We start from the raw sequence: 20,573 nt of genomic DNA on the forward strand, positions 1-20,573 counted from the left end.
GCCCCGCCGGACGTACGACGGGGCGTGTCGGTTCCGGACCGTGCGGGACCTGGAGGGGTTCGGAACCCGTCGGGCGTCAGGACCCGTCGGGCGTCAGGGCCCGTCGGGCGTCAGGGCCCGTCGGGCGTCAGGGCCCGTCGGGCGTCAGGACCCGTCCGGGTCCGCCCGGTCCAGGGCCGGGCGCGGACCCGGGCTGAACTCGGTGAGCAGGAAGTCGGCCGCCGAGCGGTCGGTCACCAGGCTGGTGACGAGGCCCGAGCGGAGCACCGCGCCGATCGCGGCCGCCTTGCGCTGGCCGCCCGCGATGGCGACGACCTCGGGGATCCGGCGCAGCCGGTCCGCCTCGACGGTGATGCACCGCTCGCCCAGGTCGCGGCCGACCCGGCGGCCCTCCGCGTCGAAGAGGTGCGCGGACATCTCGGCGGCGACGCCGAGCGAGGCGTAGTGGGCGCGCTCCTCGTCGGAGAGCATGTCGTGGACGGTCGAGATGCCCGGCTCCCAGGAGCCGATGGAGACGCAGGCGACGGTGACCTTGTCGAAGTACTCGAAGGCTCTCGCGATGCCGGTCTGGCTGCGCAGCGCGGCCGCGGTGGCCGGGTCCGGCAGCAGCATCGGCGCGTAGATCGGGTGGGCCTCGCCGCCCGAGACCTGGGCGGCACGCCGTACCGCCTCGACCGAGCCGCGCTCGGCGGTCCCGGCGTCGTACACACCGGTGAGCTGGACGACGGTGCAGGGCGGCAGCCGGTCGAGGGCGGCCGCCATGTGGATGGTGGAGCGGCCCCAGGCCAGGCCCAGGACGTCCCCTTCGGTGACCAGCTCGCCGAGCAGGTCGGCCGCGACCTCGCCGAGGTTCTCCGGGTCGGGCGACTCCTCGTCACCCTCCGCCGGCGACTCGACGACGACGGCGTGGCGGAGCCCGTAGCGGGCGCGGAGCGCGTCGGAGCGCTCGGCGTCCAGCTCGGCCGGTACGCGGATCTCGATGCGCACGAGGTCGCGCTCCAGGGCGGTCTCCAGGACCCGGGCCACCTTGAAGCGGCTCACGCCGAACTCCTCGGCGATCTGGATCTTGGACTTGCCCTCGAGGTAGAAGCGGCGGGCCATGGCCGCCGCCTGCACGAGCTCCGCGGGTCCCATCCGCAGGGCTGACCGTCCCGCCGACATACCCGCCACCGCGATCTCCTCACTGCTGTTCACGTACCGCTGCACACGCGCTGCGCTGCACTGGCTGCCACTGCACTACTGGTGCACTACTGCTGTTCACACTCTGGACTCACCGTTCATCCTGTCAGATCCGGTGGGTCCTGTTGGGTTCCGTCGGCGGCCCGACGGGACGCGTTCATGTGCCGGAGGCCCACCGGAGGCTCAGTGGCCACACGCCCACGCCGCGGTGGCGGTCGCGGCCTCCGCCTTGGCCCGCAGCCCGCGGACGGCGGCGGCCGGGTCGGCCGCCCCGTAGACGGCGGAACCGGCGACGAAGACGTCCGCCCCGGCCTCGGCGCACCGCTCGATGGTGGACTCGGCGACGCCGCCGTCGACCTGGAGCCAGAGCTCGAGTCCGTGCTTGGAGATCAGCTCACGGGTGCGGCGGATCTTCGGCAGCATGATGTCGAGGAAGGCCTGACCGCCGAAGCCGGGCTCCACGGTCATGATCAGGAGCATGTCCAGCTCGGGCAGCAGGTCCTCGTACGGCTCGATGGGCGTGGCCGGCTTGAGCGCCATGGACGCCCGCGCGCCCTTGGCCCGGATCTCCCGCGCGAGGCGCACCGGCGCGGCCGCGGCCTCCACGTGGAAGGTGACGGAGCCGGCGCCGGCCTCCACGTACTGCGGGGCCCAGCGGTCCGGGTCCTCGATCATGAGGTGGCAGTCGAGGGGGGTGTCCGTCGCCCGGCTGAGCGACTCCACGATCGGCACGCCCAGCGTCAGGTTGGGCACGAAGTGGTTGTCCATCACGTCGACGTGCAGCCAGTCGGCCCCGTCGACCGCCTTCGCCTCCTCGGCGAGCCGGGCGAAGTCCGCGGACAGAATGCTGGGATTGATCTGCGCCATGTGCCAAGCCTGCCACGTTCTTGAGGACTTCTTTGCCGCGAGGCGGTTCGGAGCCCGAGGAGTACGGCGCGTACTGGTACAGACCAGGAGATTCCGTCAGGCCGTGCGGCGGATCAACGCCAGATACATCGCGTCCGTACCGTGCAGATGCGGCCACAGCTGGACGTCAGGGCCCTCGCCGAGGTCCGGCACGCCGGGGAACAGCGGGCGGGCGTCGACGAGCTCGGCGCCGCCGGTCTTCTTCAGGACGTCGTCGACGACCACCCGGGTCTCGGCGAGGTGCGGGGAGCAGGTCGCGTACCCGACGACCCCGCCGACCCGCACGGCCCGCAGCGCCTCGGTGAGCAGCCCGCGCTGGAGCGGCGCGAAGCCGTCCAGGTCGGAGGGGCGGCGGCGCCAGCGGGCCTCGGGGCGGCGGCGCAGGGCGCCGAGCCCCGAGCAGGGCACGTCCATCAGGACCCGGTCGAAGCTGCCCTCGCGCCACGGCGGGCGGGTGCCGTCGGCGGCGATGACCTGGTACGGGCCGGGGTTGCCGGCCAGCGCGCGCTCGACCAGGCGGGCCCGGTGCGGCTGCTTCTCGGAGGCGAGCAGGGCGGCACCGCGCTCGGCGGCGAGGGCGCCGAGCAGGGCCGCCTTGCCGCCGGGGCCCGCGCAGCCGTCGAGCCAGCGGGTGTCGGAGCCTTCGAGGGGCGCGTTGGCGAGGGCGATGGCGACGAGCTGGCTGCCCTCGTCCTGGACGCCCGCCCGGCCCTCGGCGACGGCCTCGATCGCGCCGGGCTCGCCGCCCTCCGCGAGCCGCCGCGCGTACGGCGACCAGCGCCCGGGCTCGGTCTCGGCGGCCCGGGCCAGCTCCTCGGTGGTGGCCCGGCCGGGGCGGGCGACCAGGGTGACCTCGGGCCGCTCGTTGTCGGCCTCCAGGAGCGCCTCGATCCCGGCGCGGCCGCCGCCGAGCGCGTCCCAGAGCGCCGAGACCACCCAGCGGGGGTGCGAGTGGACCACGGCGAGGTGGTCCTCGGCGTCCTTGTCGTACGGCGGCGCGACCCGAGCCACCCAGGTGTCGAAGTCGTCCTGCGCGATCTTGCGCAGCACGGCGTTCACGAACTTGGCCCGCCCCTCGCCGAGCACCACCCGGGCCAGCTCGACGGTGGCGGAGACCCCGGCGTGGCTCGGGATGCGGGTGCCGAGCAGCTGGTGCGCGCCGAGCGCGAGCACGTCGAGCACCGGCGGGTCGACCTCGCGCAGCGGCCGGTCGATGCAGGCCGCGATGATCGCGTCGTAGGTGCCCTGCCGGCGCAGCGTCCCGTACACGAGCTCGGTCGCGAGCGCCGCGTCCCGCCCGTCGAAGCCCTCGGTGCGCTCCCGCGCCTTCTTCAGCAGCGGCGGCAGCACGAGGTTCGCGTACGCGTCCCGCTCGTCCACGGCCCGCAGCGCCTCGAAGGCGAGGATCCGGACGGGGTCCTTCTTCGGCCGCCGGTGGGGCTTGGGGGACTTGGGGGACTTGGGGGAGGACGTGGGGGTGCGACGACCCGCCTGCTCGCTCAAAGGTGCTCCGCGTGAGGAATGAACCGGTGGAGAGGTCCGGACGATCGGGCCCGGACCCTCTCAGCCTACGTCCGCCCGACCCGGTGCTACGCCCCGACCCGCTCGCCCGCGGCGATCCGCACGCCACGCGCCCAGTCGGCCGCCTTCATCGGCTTCTTGCCCTGGGGCTGGACCCACAGGAGTTCGACGGCGTGGGAGCCGGTGCCGGCGTACACGTTGTTCTTGCCGACGGCGAGCTCACCCGGGGCCAGGTCGGTGCGGTCCGCCACGAGGGCCACCTGGATGAGCTTCAGGCGCTCGGCGCGGAAGAGGGTCCAGGCGCCGGGGGCGGGGGTGCAGCCGCGGACGACGCGGTCGACGCGCAGCGCCGGGGCCGCGAAGTCGACGTGGGCGTCCTCGACCTGGATCTTCGGGGCGAGGGTGATGCCGTCGGCGGGCTGCGGCACGGCCTTGAGGGTGCCGTCCTCGATGCCGTCCATGGTCGCGGCGAGCAGCCCGGCGCCCGCGAAGGCGAGGCGGGTGAGCAGGTCGCCGCTGGTGTCGGTGGGGCGGACGTCCTCGGTCACCACGCCGTAGACGGGGCCGGCGTCGAGCCCCTCCTCGATCAGGAAGGTCGAGGCGCCGGTCACCTCGTCCCCGGCCATCACGGCGTGCTGCACCGGCGCGGCGCCGCGCCAGGCGGGCAGCAGCGAGAAGTGCAGGTTGACCCAGCCCCGGGCCGGGATGTCGAGGGCGACACGTGGCAGCAGCGCGCCGTACGCGACGACCGGGCAGCAGTCGGGCGCGATCTCCCGCAGCCGTGCGAGGAAGGCCTCGTCGCGGGGCCGCTCCGGCTTCAGGATCTCGATCCCGGCCTCCTCGGCGCGCTCGGCGACGGGGCTCGCGACGAGCCGCCGGCCGCGGCCGGCGGGGGCGTCGGGCCGGGTGACGACGGCGGCCACCTCGTGCCGCCCGGAGGCGAGCAGGGCGTCCAGGGCGGGTACGGCGACCTCGGGGGTGCCTGCGAAGACGAGCTTCACGCGGGAAAACCTCGCATCTCGGGGCGATGGGGGTACCTCCCCGCTCGGGCGAAGCCGAGAGCTTGCGGGAGGGCAGCGCACCAGTCTAGGCGCGGTTGTCCCAGGGGGCGTACGTGAGCACGAGCGCCCTGCGCATATGCGGATACGCCCCCGCAGCGTGACCCAACTCCCGGTGGCGCGTTGGTCAAGAGAGATTGACCGAATCGGGTCGCCCTTCCCCCAGCGACCCGCCCCTTTACACGCCGGTTCGAGAGGCTTATCCATGGCCGACCACGCAACCCACGACGCCCAGGCCCGGGCGAGTCTGCACCTGCTGGTGCGGGACATCGAGCGGGTCCGGCGGCAGGTGGACGCACTGCGCACGCTGACGGCCCAGCTGGGCAATGTCTACCGCCCTCGCCGCTCCGCCCCGTCCACGGGCTTCGTCGTCTACGGGCGCGCCCCCGCCCCGACCGTCCGGCTCGCCCAGGAGCTGCGGGACAGCGTCGAGACCCTGGTCACCGCGGCGGTGGACTTCGACCGCTCGCTCGGGTTCTCGTGGGACGCGGTGGGCTCCGCGCTCGGAGTCACCAAGCAGGCGGTGCACCGCCGCTACGGCTCCCGCCGCGCCCCGCAGCCGGGCGTCGCCGGCGTCGCCCTTGAGCAGGAGCGCACGCCGGAGCCCGCCGCGGCCCGCACGGCTCCGGTCGTGCCCCCGGCCCGCACGATGCCGCCCCAGCCGGCCTCGGGCAGCCATGCCCTCCGCGAGGAGCAGCGCCCGCCGGCTTTCCCGGCCCCGCGCAACGGCTGAACACGGCCGACCGGCCCCGGCCGCCGTCCACGGCCGCCCGCTAGGCAGCGACCCCCACGGCCTCCCCCGCCGTCCACGGCCGCCCACCGCACGCCTCCGTCGCGGCCGGGCGGCCGTCGCGCGTCCGCGGCCGCCCGGGGCGCCGGTCCCCCGGCCCCCTGGGTCCCACCCGTCGCCCGTCCTCCCTTGTGTCCTCCGGTGCTCTCCCGTGCTCCCCTTCTCCCCCTTCTCCCCCTCCTCAGCCGATGTCCGGCGGGTCCACCCGCACCCGTACCGGCTCTCCCCCGCCCCTGGCGAGGCGGGAGGCCTGAGCCTGCTTCAGGGCGGTGGCCAGGGCGGCGCCGGTGCCGGGCGGGACGCGGATCAGGGCGCGTTCCCACTGTTCGCCGGGCGGGGTGTCGCCGGGCCGGCGCGGGCCGCCGGGGCGGGTGACGGGGAGCGGGACGGGGCCCAGGATCTCGGCGTCCGGAGGCAGGTCGGCGGCCGCCAGGAAGGCGGCGAGGGCGTCCGGGGGCCCGGCGACCGCGGCCATGCGGGAGACCGGCGGGAAGCCGAGCTCGGCCCGCTCGGCCAGTTCGCGCTGGGCGTGCCCGACGGGGTCCCAGCGGACGAGGGCCTGCACGGGCCGCAGGGTCGGTTCGGCGACGACCACGACGGTGCCTCCGTCGCCCTGACCCCGTACCAGGGAGGCCGCGTCGATCCAGCGGCGCAGCGCCTCCTCTCCGGCCCTCAGGTCGGGGCGGCCGAGCATCGCCCAGCCGTCGAGGAGCAGCGCGGCCGCGTAGCCGCCTTCGGCGACGGGTTCGGCGCCGGGGGTGCTGACCACCAGCGCCGGGCGCCCCGGCACGCGGTCCAGGACGTGGTCGCGACCGGAGGTCCGTACGGGCACGGCGGGAAAGGCCCGGCCCAGTTCCTCGGCCGTGCGCCGGGCACCGACGACCTGGGCCCGCAGCCGGGTCGAGCCGCACGCCACGCAGTGCCAGTCATCCGCGCCCCGCCCGCACCAGCCGCACCGCAGCTCCTGCTGCTCGGGGGCCTCCAGGGGGCCGGAGCAGTGCCGGCAGCGGGCGGGCGTCCGGCACCGCTCGCAGGCGAGCCGGGGCACGTATCCGCGGCGGGGCACCTGGACGAGGACGGGCCCGGTCCTGAGACCCTCCCGCACCACCTGCCAGGCGAGCGTGGGCAGCCGGGCGGCGCGGGCGGCCTCGTCGCGGGCGAGGTCGGTGTCGCCGACGGTCCGGACGAGGGGCGCGGCGGTGCGCACCCGGTCGCGGCCGGCGACGAGGGGCCGGGCCCAGCCGGACTCGACGAGCTGGGCGGCCTCGACGGTGCAGCTGGTCGCGCCGAGCAGGAAGGCGCAGCGCTCATGGGCGGCGCGCAGCAGCAGGACGTCGCGGGCGTGCGGCTGCGGGGCGTGCGGTTCGCTGTGGCTGGTGTCGCCGTCGTCCCAGATGACGGCGAGCCCGAGGTCGCGTACGGGCGCGAACATCGCGGCCCGCGTGCCGACGGCCGCGCGCACGGCGCCGCGCCGCACGGCGAGCCACTGCGCGTAGCGCTTCTCGGGCCCCGCCTCGGCGGTGAGCAGCGCGTGCCGCCCCTCGCCGAGGAGGGCGGTCAGGGCCGCGTCCACGCGGGTGGCGGCGCGGCCGTCGGGGACGACGACGAGGGCGCCGCGCCCGGAGGCGAGGGTGGCGGCGACGGCCCGGGCGATCTCCTCGGCCCAATGCGGCCCCGGCAGCGCGTTCCAGACGGCCCGGGGCGCCCCGCCGTGGGCGAGCGAGTCCAGGAACGCGGGCCCCTGCTCGTACCGCGCCCAGCTCCCCGCCTCGGGCGCGGCCGGCGGCGGCAGCGGCGCGGGCGAGGGCCGGCTCTCGGCGCGGGCGCTGCGCGGTGGCACGGCGAGCTGGAGCACGTCGGCGAGGCTGCCCGCGTACCGGTCGGCGACGGCCCGGGCGAGCCCGAGCAGCTCGGGGCCGAGCACGGGCTCGGGCGAGACGACGTCGGCGAGCGCGGCGAGCGGCCCCGAGTAGTCGGAGTCGGCGCGCCGCTCGACGAGGAACCCGTCGATGAGCCGCCCGCCCTCGCGCCGCCCGCCCCTGACCTGATGCGCCCCGGCGCCGAACCGCACCCGCACCCGCACCCCGGGCTGCGCCACGGCGTCCAGTTCCTCGGGCACGGCGTAGTCGAAGAACTGGTCGAGGTGCAGCACGCCCTTGTTCACCACGACCCGCGCCACCGGCAGCTCCTTGGCGAGCGCGGCACCCCGCCACGTCCGCGGCTTGGCCCGCGGCACCTTCGCCTTGCGCACGCTCTCCCGGATGAGCGCGAGCTGCTCGGGCTCCTCGCGCCCCTCGGCCTTCTCGTCCTCGCTGCTCACAGCCCCATACCTACCAGACGCGTCGGACAGTCGGCCGGGCACGGCGAAGGCCCGGCACCCCAGGGTGCCGGGCCTTACCGAGACTGCTGCGGTCAGACGCCCGCGGCCTTCTTCAGGGCGTCCACGCGGTCCGTGCGCTCCCAGGTGAAGTCCGGCAGCTCGCGGCCGAAGTGGCCGTAGGCGGCGGTCTGGGAGTAGATCGGGCGGAGCAGGTCGAGGTCGCGGATGATCGCGGCCGGGCGCAGGTCGAAGACCTCGGCGATGGCGTTCTCGATCTTCTCGGTCTCGATGGTGTTGGTGCCGAAGGTCTCGACGAAGAGGCCGACGGGCTCCGCCTTGCCGATCGCGTACGCGACCTGGACCTCGCAGCGGGAGGCGAGGCCCGCGGCGACGACGTTCTTGGCGACCCAGCGCATGGCGTAGGCGGCCGAGCGGTCGACCTTGGACGGGTCCTTGCCCGAGAAGGCGCCGCCACCGTGGCGGGCCATGCCGCCGTAGGTGTCGATGATGATCTTGCGACCGGTGAGGCCGGCGTCGCCCATCGGGCCGCCGATCTCGAAGCGGCCGGTCGGGTTGACCAGCAGGCGGTAGCCGTCGGTGTCGAGCTTGATGCCGTCCTCGACGAGCTGCTTCAGGACGTGCTCGACGACGAACTCGCGGATGTCGGGCGCGAGCAGCGACTCGAGGTCGATGTCCGAGGCGTGCTGCGAGGAGACCACGACCGTGTCGAGGCGGACGGCCTTGTCGCCGTCGTACTCGATGGTGACCTGGGTCTTGCCGTCGGGACGCAGGTACGGGATGGTCCCGTTCTTGCGGACCTCGGTCAGGCGGCGGGAGAGCCGGTGCGCGAGGTGGATCGGCAGCGGCATGAGCTCCGGGGTCTCGTCCGACGCGTAGCCGAACATCAGGCCCTGGTCGCCGGCGCCCTGCTTGTCGAGCTCGTCCTCGTCGCCCTCGACGCGCTGCTCGTAGGCGGTGTCGACGCCCTGCGCGATGTCCGGGGACTGCGACCCGATGGAGACCGAGACGCCGCAGGACGCGCCGTCGAAGCCCTTCTTCGAGGAGTCGTACCCGATGTCGAGGATCTTGTTGCGGACGAGGGTCGGGATGTCCGCCCAGGCCTTGGTGGTCACCTCACCGGCGACGTGTACGAGGCCGGTGGTGATCAGCGTCTCGACGGCGACGCGGGAGGTGGGGTCCTCCTTGAGCAGGGCGTCGAGAATGGTGTCGCTGATCTGGTCAGCGATCTTGTCAGGGTGACCCTCGGTCACGGATTCCGAGGTGAACAGACGACGGGACACAACGCTCCCTGGGGTTGCAGCGGCTGCTGGCTAGTCGAGTGCGGACCGGCAGGGGGCTGCGCCCCGCGACGTTCCGAGAACAGTCTATCGGTCACGATCGGGCATCTGGCCAGGTCCCCCGGCGGGTGTTTCCGCGAGCGGCGTGCGAATCAGCCTGCCGAGCTGGCCTTATGTCCTTTTTTGTGAAGTTTCTCTAGGCCGCGAGGGCGATATCCGGCCGCCTCTTTCCGTTGATCCGGAATTCACGCGACGGCATGTCCGTCAGGACGAGGCGGAGCGCAGGCGCGGCAGCACCAGGTCCCAGACCGTTTCGGCGAGCGCCTCCTTCGGCCCGTACGGCACCGGCGTCTCGGTGCCGTCGGCGGCCAGGACCACGGCCTCGTTCTCCTCGGAGCCGAAGGTCTTGCGCTCCCCCACCTCGTTGACGACGAGCAGGTCGCAGCCCTTGCGGCGCAGCTTCTTGCGACCGTTGGCGAGGACGTCGTCCGTCTCGGCCGCGAAGCCGACGACGACCTGGCCGGGCAGTGCGCGGTCGGCGGCGATCTCGGCCAGGATGTCGGGGTTGCGGACCAGCTCGATGGTGGGGGCGCCGCCGTCGTCGGTCTTCTTGATCTTGCCGGAGGCGTAGGCGGCAGGCCGGAAGTCGGCGACCGCGGCGGCCATCACCACCGCGTCGGCGTCGGCGGCGGCCTTGAGGACGGCCTCGCGCAGCTGGACGGCGGTGCCCACGTGAACGACGTCGACGCCGGCCGGGTCGGGCAGGCCGGTGTTGGCCTCGACCAGGGTGACCCGGGCGCCGCGGGCCGCGGCCGCCCTGGCGAGGGCGTAGCCCTGCTTGCCGGAGGAACGGTTGCCGAGGTAGCGGACCGGGTCGAGGGGCTCGCGGGTGCCGCCGGCGCTGACCACGAGATGGCGGCCGGCGAGGTCGGGGGCGCCGGCTCCGCGCGCGAGGATCCTGCGGCAGATCTCGAAGATCTCCCCCGGGTCGGGGAGCCGCCCCTTGCCGGTGTCCACGCCGGTGAGGCGGCCGACGGCCGGCTCGATGACGACGGCGCCGCGGCGGCGCAGCGTGGCCACGTTCTCCTGGGTGGCGGGGTGCTCCCACATCTCGGTGTGCATGGCCGGGGCGAAGACGACCGGACAGCGCGCGGTGAGCAGCGTGTTGGTCAGCAGGTCGTCGGCGAGGCCGTGGGCGGCCTTGGCCAGCATGTCGGCGGTGGCGGGCGCGACGACGACGAGGTCGGCACCCTGGCCGATGCGTACGTGCGGGACCTCGTGGACGGACTCCCACACCTCGGTGGAGACGGGGTTGCCGGAGAGCGCGGACCAGGTGGCCGCGCCGACGAAGTTCAGGGCGGAGCCGGTGGGGACGACGCGGACGTCGTGTCCCGACTCGGTCAGCCTCCGCAGCAGCTCGCAGGCCTTGTAGGCGGCGATGCCACCGCTGACCCCCAGGACGACCTTCGGCTTCGTCACCACTGCCACTCCCCGCGCTCGGATGCGTACGACTCCATGAGACACCACAGGCCCGGCGGATGTTCCGCCGGGCCTGTGGTGAAAATCCGCCGCGTGATGAGCCGCGTGCTTACTGAGCCGGACCCTCGATGGCCTCGGAGGTCAGCAGGCCCGCGTTGATCTCGCGCAGGGCGATCGAGAGCGGCTTCTCGTGGACGTGGGTGTCCACCAGCGGACCGACGTACTCGAGCAGACCCTCGCCGAGCTGCGAGTAGTACGCGTTGATCTGGCGCGCACGCTTGGCCGCGTAGATCACGAGGCTGTACTTGGAGTCCGTCGCCTCGAGCAGCTCGTCGATCGGCGGGTTGATGATGCCCTCGGGCGCGGTGATGGAAGAGGACACGCTCTACCTTCCGAAGATGGAAAAAGGATCAGACACACACTGTGGGGTCCGGGGGTCATCCCCCAGAAGACAGCAGCATCAACGTTAGCAGTTCGCGCGCTACGTCCTCGACCGAGGTGTTGACAAGCGTGGTGTCGAACTCCGCCTCGGCGGCCAGTTCGACCTTCGCGGCCTCCAGCCGGCGGGCGATCACCTCGGGCGACTCCGTTCCGCGGCCGGTGAGCCGGCGGACCAGCTCCTCCCAGCTCGGCGGAGCGAGGAAGACCAGCTGCGCCTCGGTCATGGAATCCTTGACCTGACGCGCGCCCTGGAGGTCGATCTCCAGGAGCACCGGCTCCCCGGCCTCCAGCCGGTCGAGGACCGCACGGCGCGGAGTGCCGTAGCGGTTGCCCGCGAACTCGGCCCATTCGAGGAGCTCGCCGTTGGCGATCAGCTTGTCGAACTCGTCGTCCGTCACGAAGAAGTACTGGACGCCGTGCTTCTCGCCGGGGCGGGGCTTTCGTGTCGTGGCCGACACCGAGAGCCAGACCTCGGGGTGGACCTTGCGCATATGAGCGACGACCGTGCTCTTACCCACCCCTGAGGGGCCGGAGAGCACGGTCAGCCGCGGACGTACCTCTGCTGCCATACAGCGATTATTCCAGCTTTAGCGGTGTGCCCGGGACGCGCGTCCCGGGTCAGGCGCCGGTGCTGCCGAACTCGCGCTCCAGGGAGGCGATCTGGTTGGAGCCGAGGCCACGGACCCGGCGGCTCTCGGAGATGCCCAGCCGCTCCATGATCTGCTTGGCGCGGACCTTGCCCACGCCGGGCAGGGACTCGAGCAGGGCGGAGACCTTCATCTTGCCGATGACGTCGTTCTCCTGGCCCTGCTTGATGACCTCGTGGAGGGAGGCGCCGGAGTGCTTGAGTCGATTCTTGACCTCGGCCCGCTCCCGGCGAGCCGCGGCGGCCTTTTCGAGCGCGGCTGCGCGCTGTTCAGGGGTAAGGGGCGGAAGAGCCACGCCTACGTCACCTCGGATGTCGAACTGTCGGATACGGACCGGTGGGAAGCTGCGCGCCCCACACCAGTGGAGCAGCGACCGACGTGAAGTACGCCGATTGCCGACTCTGCCCCGGAGACTAGCGGCCAAGGCCGCTCCAGTCAGCGAGAACAGAGGAAAAGTCCTGGTCAGCATCGACCGACCAGGACATTTCCGACATAACGACGCTGTTTTGGGCCAACTTTTGTCAAGGAGTGAGACGGCGACGACGCGCCATCCCACCTGCGGATTGGCGAGAACGCGCCGAAAGTCGCTCCTCTCGGGTGGCCCCCGCCCGCCTCAGCCGCCGACCGCCTCGCGGATCCCGGTCGCGTAGCGCTCCGCCGCGGAGCGCAGCGCGGCCGCGTCCGGACCCTCCGCGAGGACGCCCCGGCTGACGTTCGGGACGACGTTGCGGACCGCCGCGCCGAAGACCGCGGGAAGGTCGGCGGGGGTCGCGCCCTGGGCGCCGATGCCGGGCGCGAGCAGCGGGCCGTTGATGTCGAGGTCGAAGGCGGACAGGTCGCCGAGGGTGGCGCCGACCACCGCGCCGAAGGAGCCCATCGGGGCCGCTCCCGCGTTCTCCTCGGCGAGGTGGGCCAGCATGGTCGCGCCGATCGTCCGGCCGTCAGCACGGACCGCCCGCTGGACCTCGGCGCCCTCCGGGTTGGAGGTCAGCGCGAGTACGAAGAGCCCGGCGCCGGACTCGCGGGCCAGGTCCACGGCCGGCTTCAGCGAGCCGTAGCCGAGGTACGGGGAGACGGTGAGCGCGTCGGAGAAGAGCGGGGAGCCCGGGCGCAGGAAGGCCTCGGCGTACGCGGCCATGGTGGAGCCGATGTCGCCGCGCTTGGCGTCCATGACGACCAGGGCGCCCGCCGCGCGCAGATCGGCGACGGCGCGCTCCAGGACGGCGATGCCGCGCGAGCCGAAGCGCTCGAAGAAGGCCGCCTGGGGCTTGAAGACGGCGACGGTGCCGGCGAGCGCCTCGACGACCGTGTACGTGAAGCGCTCGAGGCCCGCGATGTCGTCGGCCAGGCCCCAGGAGTCCAGGAGCGAGGCGTGCGGGTCGATGCCGACGCACAGGGGGCCGCGCTCGTCCATGGCGGTGCGCAGGCGGGTACCGAAGGAGATCATGCGGTGGCCTTTCGGGTGTCGGCGCCGACGGCCTCGGCGAGGGTGGCGTACGGGGAGGCGGCGAGGCGGGCGGCGAGGCCCTTGTGGACGGCGCGGGAGTAGAACGGCCCCTCGTAGATGAAGGCGCTGTAGCCCTGGATCAGGGTGGCTCCGGCGAGGATGCGCTGCCAGGCGTCCTCGGCGTTCTCGATGCCGCCGACCCCCACCAGGACCAGGCGGTCGCCCACGCGCGCGTACAGGCGGCGCAGGACCTCCAGGGAGCGCTGCTTGACGGGGGCGCCGGAGAGGCCGCCGGTCTCCTTGACCAGCTCGGGGTCGGACTTCAGGCCGAGGCCCTCGCGGGCGATGGTGGTGTTGGTGGCGATGATGCCGTCGAGGCCGAGCTCCAGGGCGAGGTCGGCGACGGCGTCCACGTCCTCGTCGGCGAGGTCGGGGGCGATCTTGACCAGGAGCGGGACGCGGCGGTCGGTGACGCTGCGGTCGGCGGCCTCGCGGACGGCGGTCAGCAGCGGCCGCAGCGACTCGGTGGCCTGGAGGTTGCGCAGCCCCGGGGTGTTCGGCGAGGAGACGTTGACGACCAGGTAGTCGGCGTGGCGGGCCAGGCGCTCGGTGGACTTCACGTAGTCGGCGGCGGCCTCGGCCTCGGGCACGACCTTGGTCTTGCCGATGTTGACGCCCACGACGGTCCTGAAGACGGGGTTACGGGCGCCGAGGCGGGCGGCGACGGCGGCGGAGCCCTCGTTGTTGAAGCCCATGCGGTTGATCAGGGCGCGGTCCGGGACCAGCCGGAAGAGCCGCTTCTTGGGGTTGCCGGGCTGCGCCTCGCCGGTCACGGTGCCGATCTCGACGTGGTCGAAGCCGAGCATGGCCATGCCGTCGATGGCGACGGCGTTCTTGTCGAAGCCGGCGGCGAGGCCGAAGGGGCCGTGCATGCGCAGACCCAGGGCCTCGGTGCGCAGCTCCTCGTGGCGGGGCGCGAGGGCGGCCGCGACGAAGGTGCGCAGGACGGGGACGCGGGCGGCCAGGCGGATCCAGCGGAAGGCCAGGTAGTGGGCCGCCTCGGGGTCCATCCGCTTGAAGACCAGGTGGAAGAACAACTTGTACATCGTCGATGAATCCTCGTGCGCTCATGACGAGGGGGACACCCGTCGTGAAACCGGTGTCCCCCTCGTCGTACGGGCTGCTAGTCGCGGGCCGCGGTCAGGTGCTCCGCGTGCTCCTGGAGCGAGCGGACGCCCACGTCGCCGCGGTTGAGGGCGTCGATGCCCTGGACGGCCGCCGCCAGTGCCTGGACCGTGGTCAGGCACGGGACGGAGCGGGCCACCGCCGCCGTACGGATCTCGTAGCCGTCGAGGCGGCCGCCGGTGCCGTACGGGGTGTTGACGATCAGGTCGACCTGGCCGTCGTGGATGAGCTGGACGATGGTCTTCTCGCCGTTCGGGCCCTCGCCCTCGGACTGCTTGCGCACGACGGTGGCGTTGATGCCGTTGCGCTTGAGCACCTCGGCGGTGCCGGAGGTGGCGAGCAGTTCGAAGCCGTGGGCGACGAGCTCACGGGCCGGGAAGATCATCGAGCGCTTGTCGCGGTTGGCGACGGAGATGAACGCGCGGCCCTTGGTGGGCAGCGGGCCGTAGGCGCCGGCCTGCGACTTGGCGTACGCCGTGCCGAAGACGTTGTCGATGCCCATGACCTCGCCGGTGGAGCGCATCTCCGGGCCGAGGACGGTGTCCACGCCGCGGCCGTGGATGTCGCGGAAGCGCGACCACGGCATCACGGCCTCCTTGACGGAGATCGGCGCGTCGAGCGGCAGGGTGCCGCCGTCGCCGTTCTTCGGCAGCAGGCCCTCGGCGCGCAGCTCGGCGATGGTGGCGCCCAGCGAGATGCGGGCGGCGGCCTTCGCGAGCGGCACGGCGGTCGCCTTGGAGGTGAAGGGCACGGTGCGCGAGGCGCGCGGGTTGGCCTCCAGGACGTACAGGATGTCGCCGGCCATCGCGAACTGGATGTTGATCAGTCCGCGCACGCCGACGCCCTTGGCGATGGCCTCGGTGGAGGCGCGCAGGCGCTTGATGTCGAAGCCGCCGAGCGTGATCGGGGGCAGGGCGCAGGCCGAGTCGCCGGAGTGGATGCCGGCCTCCTCGATGTGCTCCATGACGCCGCCGAGGTAGAGCTCCTCGCCGTCGTAGAGCGCGTCGACGTCGATCTCGATGGCGTCGTCGAGGAAGCGGTCGACGAGGACCGGGCGGGTCGGGGAGATCTCGGTGGACTCGGCGATGTACGCCTCCAGGCGCGCCTCGTCGTAGACGATCTCCATGCCGCGGCCGCCGAGCACGTACGAGGGGCGCACGAGGACGGGGTAGCCGATCTCGTCGGCGATGGCCTTGGCGCCCGCGAAGGTGGTGGCGGTGCCGTGCTTGGGGGCGGGCAGGCCCGCGTCGGCGAGCACCTGGCCGAAGGCGCCGCGGTCCTCGGCGGCGTGGATGGCCTCCGGGGAGGTGCCGACGACCGGCACGCCGTTGTCCTTGAGGGCCTGGGCGAGGCCGAGCGGGGTCTGGCCGCCGAGCTGGACGACGACGCCGGCGATCGGGCCGGCCAGCGACTCGGCGTGGACGATCTCCAGGACGTCCTCGAGCGTGAGCGGCTCGAAGTACAGACGGTCGGAGGTGTCGTAGTCCGTCGAGACGGTCTCCGGGTTGCAGTTGACCATCACGGTCTCGTAGCCGGCGTCGCTCAGGGCGAAGGAGGCGTGGACGCAGGAGTAGTCGAACTCGATGCCCTGGCCGATGCGGTTCGGACCGGAGCCCAGGATGATCACCGCGGGCTTGGTGCGCGGCGCGACCTCGGTCTCCTCGTCGTAGGAGGAGTAGAAGTACGGCGTCTTGGCGGCGAACTCGGCGGCGCAGGTGTCGACCGTCTTGTAGACCGGGCGGACGCCGAGTGCGTGCCGGACCTCGCGGACGACGTCCTCGCGCAGGCCGCGGATCCCGGCGATCTGGGCGTCGGAGAAGCCGTGCCGCTTGGCCTCGGCGAGCAGCTCGGGGTCGAGCTTCTCGGCGGCGGCCAGGTCGTCGGCGATCTCCTTGATCAGGAAGAGCTGGTCGACGAACCACGGGTCGATCTTGGTGGCCTCGAAGACCTCCTCGGGCGTGGCGCCGGCCCGGATGGCCTGCATGACCGTGTTGATCCGGCCGTCGGTCGGGCGGACCGCCTCGCTGAGGAGCTCGGTCTTGTCGCCGGGCTCGCCGGTGAAGGCGAACTGGCTGCCCTTCTTCTCCAGCGAGCGCAGGGCCTTCTGCAGGGCCTCGGTGAAGTTGCGGCCGATCGCCATGGCCTCGCCGACCGACTTCATGGTCGTGGTCAGCGTGGAGTCGGCGGAGGGGAACTTCTCGAAGGCGAAGCGCGGGGCCTTGACAACGACGTAGTCGAGGGTCGGCTCGAAGGAGGCCGGGGTCTTCTCGGTGATGTCGTTGGGGATCTCGTCCAGCGTGTAGCCGACGGCGAGACGGGCGGCGATCTTCGCGATCGGGAATCCGGTCGCCTTGGAGGCGAGCGCCGAGGACCGGGAGACGCGCGGGTTCATCTCGATGACGATGATGCGCCCGTCGTCCGGGTTGACCGCGAACTGGATGTTGCAGCCGCCGGTGTCGACGCCGACCTCGCGGATGATCGCGATGCCGATGTCGCGCAGGACCTGGTACTCGCGGTCGGTCAGCGTCATCGCCGGGGCGACCGTGATCGAGTCGCCGGTGTGCACGCCCATGGGGTCGAAGTTCTCGATGGAGCAGACGACCACGACGTTGTCGTGCTTGTCGCGCATGAGCTCCAGCTCGTACTCCTTCCAGCCGAGGATGGACTCCTCCAGGAGCACCTCGGTGGTCGGCGAGAGGGTCAGGCCCTGGCCGGCGATGCGGCGCAGCTCCTCCTCGTCGTGCGCGAAGCCGGAGCCGGCGCCGCCCATGGTGAAGGAGGGGCGGACGACGACGGGGTAGCCGCCGAGCGTCTCGACGCCCGCGAGGACGTCGTCCATGGAGTGGCAGATGACCGAGCGGGCGGACTCGCCGTGGCCGATCTTGGCGTGCACGGCCTCGACGACGCCCTTGAAGAGGTCGCGGTCCTCGCCCTTGTGGATGGCCTCGACGTTGGCGCCGATGAGCTCGACGCCGTACTTCTCCAGGACTCCCTGCTCGTGCATGGAGATGGCCGTGTTGAGGGCCGTCTGGCCGCCGAGGGTCGGCAGGAGGGCGTCGGGGCGCTCCTTGGCGATGATCTTCTCGACGAACTCGGGGGTGATCGGCTCGACGTACGTGGCGTCGGCGATCTCCGGGTCGGTCATGATCGTCGCGGGGTTGGAGTTGACCAGGATGACCCGCAGGCCCTCGGCCTTGAGGATGCGGCAGGCCTGGGTGCCGGAGTAGTCGAACTCGGCGGCCTGGCCGATGACGATCGGGCCGGAGCCGATGACCAGGACGGACTGGATATCGGTGCGCTTAGGCACGCTCGGCCTCCATCAGGGATACGAAGCGGTCGAAGAGGTACGCGGCGTCGTGCGGGCCCGCGGCCGCCTCGGGGTGGTACTGGACGGAGAAGGCCGGCTGGTCGAGCAGCTGGAGGCCTTCGACGACCTGGTCGTTCAGGCAGACGTGGGAGACCTCGGCGCGGCCGTAGGGGGTCTGCGAGACCTTGTCGAGCGGCGCGTCCACGGCGAAGCCGTGGTTGTGCGCGGTGACCTCGACCTTGCCGGTGGTGCGGTCCTGGACGGGCTGGTTGATGCCCCGGTGGCCGTACTTCAGCTTGTACGTGCCGAAGCCGAGGGCGCGGCCGAGGATCTGGTTGCCGAAGCAGATGCCGAAGAGCGGGGTCCTGCGCTCCAGGACGGCCTGCATGACCGCGACGGGGCCGTCGGCGGTGGCCGGGTCGCCCGGGCCGTTGGAGAAGAAGACACCGTCCGGGTTGACGGCGTAGACGTCGTCGGCGGTGGCGGTGGCGGGCAGCACGTGGACCTCGATGCCGCGCTCGGCCATCCGGTGCGGGGTCATGCCCTTGATGCCGAGGTCGACGGCGGCGACGGTGAACTTCTTCTCGCCGATCGCCGGGACGACGTAGGTCTCCTTGGTGGCGACCTCGGCGGACAGGTCGGCGCCCTTCATCTCGGGCTGCTGGCGGACCTCGGCGAGCATGGTGCCCTCGTCGGGGAGCGCGCTGCCGGAGAAGATGCCGACGCGCATGGCGCCGCTCTCGCGCAGGTGGCGGGTGAGCGCGCGGGTGTCGATGCCCTGGATGCCGACGACGCCCTGGTGGCGGAGTTCCTCGTCGAGGGAGCGCTGGGCGCGCCAGTTGGAGGAGACGCGGGCGGGGTCGCGGACGACGTAGCCGGCCACCCAGATGCGGCCCGACTCGGGGTCCTCGTCGTTGACGCCGGTGTTGCCGACGTGCGGGGCGGTCATCACGACGACCTGGCGGTGGTACGACGGGTCGGTGAGGGTCTCCTGGTAGCCGGTCATGCCGGTGGAGAACACGGCCTCGCCGAAGGTCTCCCCCACGGCCCCGTAGGCGCGGCCGCGGAAGATGCGGCCGTCCTCCAGGACGAGTACGGCGGGAACCTTGGCAGCTCCCCTGGTGGAGGTCGTCATCGTGCGGTGCCTTCCGTCGTGCTTGCGTGATTCGTCGAGCTCATGGTGTTGAGTGCCTCGACCCAGGCGGCGTGCTCGGCCGCGCGGTCGGAGCGGAAGCCGGAGTCGAGCAGCTTGTCGCCGTGCGCCCAGGTGACGACCAGGAGACCGCCCTCGGTGAGGACCTTGCCGGCGATGCCCTTGTCGAGTCGGGCCTCGCGCAGCTGTCCGGCCGGGATGAGGAAGTCGTTCGCCCCGGGGCGTACGACGGTGATCCCGGCGTCCGTCAGGGTGAGCTCGGCCCGGCTGCGCAGCCCGAGGCCGTGCGCGACGATCCGGTCGAGCCACTGTCCGGCGGTGGTGGAGCCGTGGTAGCGGCCGCCGAGTGTCAGCTTCGCCTCACCGGGGGCCTGGGGCACCTCGGGGAGCGGCGGGAGGTCGGACTGGAGGCTGCCGCGCCACTTCCATCCCTGGCGCATCAGCCAGTAGACGAAGGCGATGAAGAGCAGCAGTCCGGCGACCCAGCCGAGCCGTCCGGCCCAGTCGGTGACCTCGGCCGACTTCTGTTCGGCGAGTTCGATCAGTGGTGTCACGCCAGCTTCCCGTCGACGAGCGTTGCCCGGCCCCGCAGGAACGTGTGGGTGACGCGCCCGGGCAGCTCGCGGCCCTCGTAGGGGGTGTTGCGGCTGCGGGAGGCGAAGTCGGCGGGGTCCACGACACCACGGTATGCCGGATCCACCAGCGTCAGGTTGGCGGGCTCACCTGCCGAGACGGGGCGTCCGTGGCCCTTGGCCTGCCCGATCCGGGCCGGCGCGTGGGACATCCGGTCGGCGACGCCGGCCCAGTCGAGCAGCCCGGTCTCCACCATCGTCTGCTGGACGACGGACAGCGCGGTCTCCAGGCCCACCATGCCCATGGCGGCGGCGGCCCACTCGCAGTCCTTGTCCTCGTGGGGGTGCGGGGCGTGGTCGGTGGCCACGATGTCGATGGTGCCGTCGGCCAGCGCCTCGCGCAGGGCGAGCACGTCACGCTCGGTGCGCAGCGGCGGGTTGACCTTGTAGACGGGGTTGTACGTCCGTACGAGCTCGTCCGTGAGGAGGAGGTGGTGCGGGGTGACCTCGGCGGTGACGTCGATGCCGCGGGACTTGGCCCAGCGGACGATCTCGACGGAGCCGGCGGTGGACAGGTGGCAGATGTGGACGCGGGAGCCGACGTGCTCGGCGAGCAGCACGTCGCGCGCGATGATCGACTCCTCGGCGACGGCGGGCCAGCCGCCGAGGCCGAGTTCGGCGGAGACGATGCCCTCGTTCATCTGGGCGCCCTCGGTGAGGCGGGGCTCCTGGGCGTGCTGGGCGACGACGCCGCCGAAGGCCTTCACGTACTCCAGGGCGCGGCGCATGATCACGGCGTCGTCGACGCACTTGCCGTCGTCGGAGAAGACGGTGACGCCGGCGGCGGAGTCGTGCATGGCGCCGAGCTCGGCGAGCTTCCTGCCCTCCAGGCCGACGGTGACGGCGCCGATGGGCTGGACGTCGCAGTAGCCGTGCTCCTTGCCGAGCCGGTAGACCTGCTCGACGACGCCGGCGGTGTCGGCGACGGGGTGGGTGTTGGCCATGGCGAAGACGGCCGTGTAGCCGCCGGAGGCGGCGGCGCGGGTGCCGGTCAGGACGGTCTCGGAGTCCTCGCGGCCGGGCTCGCGCAGGTGGGTGTGGAGGTCGACCAGGCCGGGCAGCAGGATCCGGCCCTCGGCCTCGATCACCTGGGCGCCGTCGGCCGGCAGGCCCGTACCCACCTCGGCGATGATCTCGCCGTCGATCAGGACGTCCTGCGCCTCGCCGCCGAGCACCTTCGCACCACGGATCAGAATCTTGCTCATGCGGT

At 72.7% G+C, this 20,573-nt stretch carries 17 protein-coding genes; 1 reads left to right on the top strand and 16 read right to left on the bottom strand.

Features of this window, described 5'->3' with window-relative positions; all coding sequences use genetic code 11:
- Nucleotides 1-144 precede the first annotated feature (144 nt).
- From ACIGEZ_RS09185 to fmt, 4 genes are all read right to left on the bottom strand, one after another.
- A complete protein-coding gene (locus ACIGEZ_RS09185) occupies nucleotides 145-1,194 on the bottom strand; it encodes a sugar-binding transcriptional regulator (RefSeq protein ID WP_399827814.1) in 1,050 nt (349 codons plus the stop codon).
- Nucleotides 1,195-1,362: 168 nt separating this feature from the next.
- Nucleotides 1,363-2,046 carry a ribulose-phosphate 3-epimerase gene (gene rpe / locus ACIGEZ_RS09190; protein WP_399827817.1) on the bottom strand — a complete coding sequence of 228 codons (684 nt, stop codon included), beginning with the start codon at nucleotides 2,044-2,046 and terminating at the stop codon, nucleotides 1,363-1,365.
- Nucleotides 2,047-2,142: 96 nt separating this feature from the next.
- Nucleotides 2,143-3,588 carry an RsmB/NOP family class I SAM-dependent RNA methyltransferase gene (locus ACIGEZ_RS09195; protein WP_399827819.1) on the bottom strand — a complete coding sequence of 482 codons (1,446 nt, stop codon included), beginning with the start codon at nucleotides 3,586-3,588 and terminating at the stop codon, nucleotides 2,143-2,145.
- Between the two features lie 86 nt (nucleotides 3,589-3,674).
- Nucleotides 3,675-4,607, bottom strand: coding sequence for a methionyl-tRNA formyltransferase (fmt, locus tag ACIGEZ_RS09200; RefSeq protein WP_399827822.1), 933 nt, complete (start codon nucleotides 4,605-4,607; stop codon nucleotides 3,675-3,677).
- Nucleotides 4,608-4,869: 262 nt separating this feature from the next.
- On the opposite strand from fmt, the gene ACIGEZ_RS09205 reads away from it, so the two are divergent.
- A complete protein-coding gene (locus tag ACIGEZ_RS09205; RefSeq protein WP_399827825.1) occupies nucleotides 4,870-5,397 on the top strand; it encodes a hypothetical protein in 528 nt (175 codons plus the stop codon).
- Nucleotides 5,398-5,635: 238 nt separating this feature from the next.
- Here the strand turns inward: ACIGEZ_RS09205 and ACIGEZ_RS09210 are convergent, their stop codons facing one another.
- From ACIGEZ_RS09210 to ACIGEZ_RS09265, 12 genes are all read right to left on the bottom strand, one after another.
- A complete protein-coding gene (locus ACIGEZ_RS09210; protein WP_399827828.1) occupies nucleotides 5,636-7,774 on the bottom strand; it encodes a primosomal protein N' in 2,139 nt (712 codons plus the stop codon).
- Nucleotides 7,775-7,866: 92 nt separating this feature from the next.
- The gene (gene metK, locus ACIGEZ_RS09215) at nucleotides 7,867-9,075 is read right to left on the bottom strand and encodes a methionine adenosyltransferase (protein ID WP_399827830.1); all 1,209 of its coding nucleotides are present in this window, start codon (nucleotides 9,073-9,075) and stop codon (nucleotides 7,867-7,869) included.
- 261 nt (nucleotides 9,076-9,336) lie between these two features.
- Nucleotides 9,337-10,551 (bottom strand): bifunctional phosphopantothenoylcysteine decarboxylase/phosphopantothenate--cysteine ligase CoaBC, encoded by a 1,215-nt coding sequence (coaBC, locus tag ACIGEZ_RS09220; RefSeq protein ID WP_399827833.1) that lies wholly within the window; start codon nucleotides 10,549-10,551, stop codon nucleotides 9,337-9,339.
- Nucleotides 10,552-10,660: 109 nt separating this feature from the next.
- Nucleotides 10,661-10,933, bottom strand: a complete 273-nt coding sequence (rpoZ, locus tag ACIGEZ_RS09225) for a DNA-directed RNA polymerase subunit omega (RefSeq protein WP_005319902.1) — start codon at nucleotides 10,931-10,933, stop codon at nucleotides 10,661-10,663.
- Nucleotides 10,934-10,988: 55 nt separating this feature from the next.
- The gene (gmk, locus tag ACIGEZ_RS09230; RefSeq protein ID WP_399827835.1) at nucleotides 10,989-11,561 is read right to left on the bottom strand and encodes a guanylate kinase; all 573 of its coding nucleotides are present in this window, start codon (nucleotides 11,559-11,561) and stop codon (nucleotides 10,989-10,991) included.
- 49 nt (nucleotides 11,562-11,610) lie between these two features.
- On the bottom strand, nucleotides 11,611-11,934 hold the full coding sequence (locus ACIGEZ_RS09235; protein ID WP_026246651.1) for an integration host factor: 324 nt from the start codon (nucleotides 11,932-11,934) through the stop codon (nucleotides 11,611-11,613).
- Between the two features lie 318 nt (nucleotides 11,935-12,252).
- The gene (gene pyrF, locus ACIGEZ_RS09240) at nucleotides 12,253-13,086 is read right to left on the bottom strand and encodes an orotidine-5'-phosphate decarboxylase (protein ID WP_399827838.1); all 834 of its coding nucleotides are present in this window, start codon (nucleotides 13,084-13,086) and stop codon (nucleotides 12,253-12,255) included.
- On the bottom strand, nucleotides 13,083-14,192 hold the full coding sequence (locus tag ACIGEZ_RS09245; protein WP_399827840.1) for a quinone-dependent dihydroorotate dehydrogenase: 1,110 nt from the start codon (nucleotides 14,190-14,192) through the stop codon (nucleotides 13,083-13,085). Before ACIGEZ_RS09245 ends, pyrF begins: the two co-directional genes overlap by 4 nt.
- A gap of 77 nt (nucleotides 14,193-14,269) precedes the next feature.
- Entirely contained in the window at nucleotides 14,270-17,578 is a 3,309-nt protein-coding gene (gene carB, locus ACIGEZ_RS09250; RefSeq protein ID WP_399827843.1) for a carbamoyl-phosphate synthase large subunit, read from the bottom strand.
- Nucleotides 17,571-18,713, bottom strand: a complete 1,143-nt coding sequence (gene carA / locus ACIGEZ_RS09255; protein WP_399827845.1) for a glutamine-hydrolyzing carbamoyl-phosphate synthase small subunit — start codon at nucleotides 18,711-18,713, stop codon at nucleotides 17,571-17,573. The genes carB and carA overlap by 8 nt, the downstream gene beginning before the upstream one ends.
- Nucleotides 18,710-19,285 (bottom strand): hypothetical protein, encoded by a 576-nt coding sequence (locus tag ACIGEZ_RS09260; RefSeq protein WP_399827848.1) that lies wholly within the window; start codon nucleotides 19,283-19,285, stop codon nucleotides 18,710-18,712. The genes carA and ACIGEZ_RS09260 overlap by 4 nt, the downstream gene beginning before the upstream one ends.
- Nucleotides 19,282-20,568, bottom strand: coding sequence for a dihydroorotase (locus tag ACIGEZ_RS09265; protein WP_399827851.1), 1,287 nt, complete (start codon nucleotides 20,566-20,568; stop codon nucleotides 19,282-19,284). The genes ACIGEZ_RS09260 and ACIGEZ_RS09265 overlap by 4 nt, the downstream gene beginning before the upstream one ends.
- Between the last annotated feature and the right edge of the window lie 5 nt (nucleotides 20,569-20,573).

Origin of the sequence: Streptomyces sp. NPDC085481, assembly GCF_044541845.1 — a bacterium.
Taxonomy (GTDB): domain Bacteria; phylum Actinomycetota; class Actinomycetes; order Streptomycetales; family Streptomycetaceae; genus Streptomyces.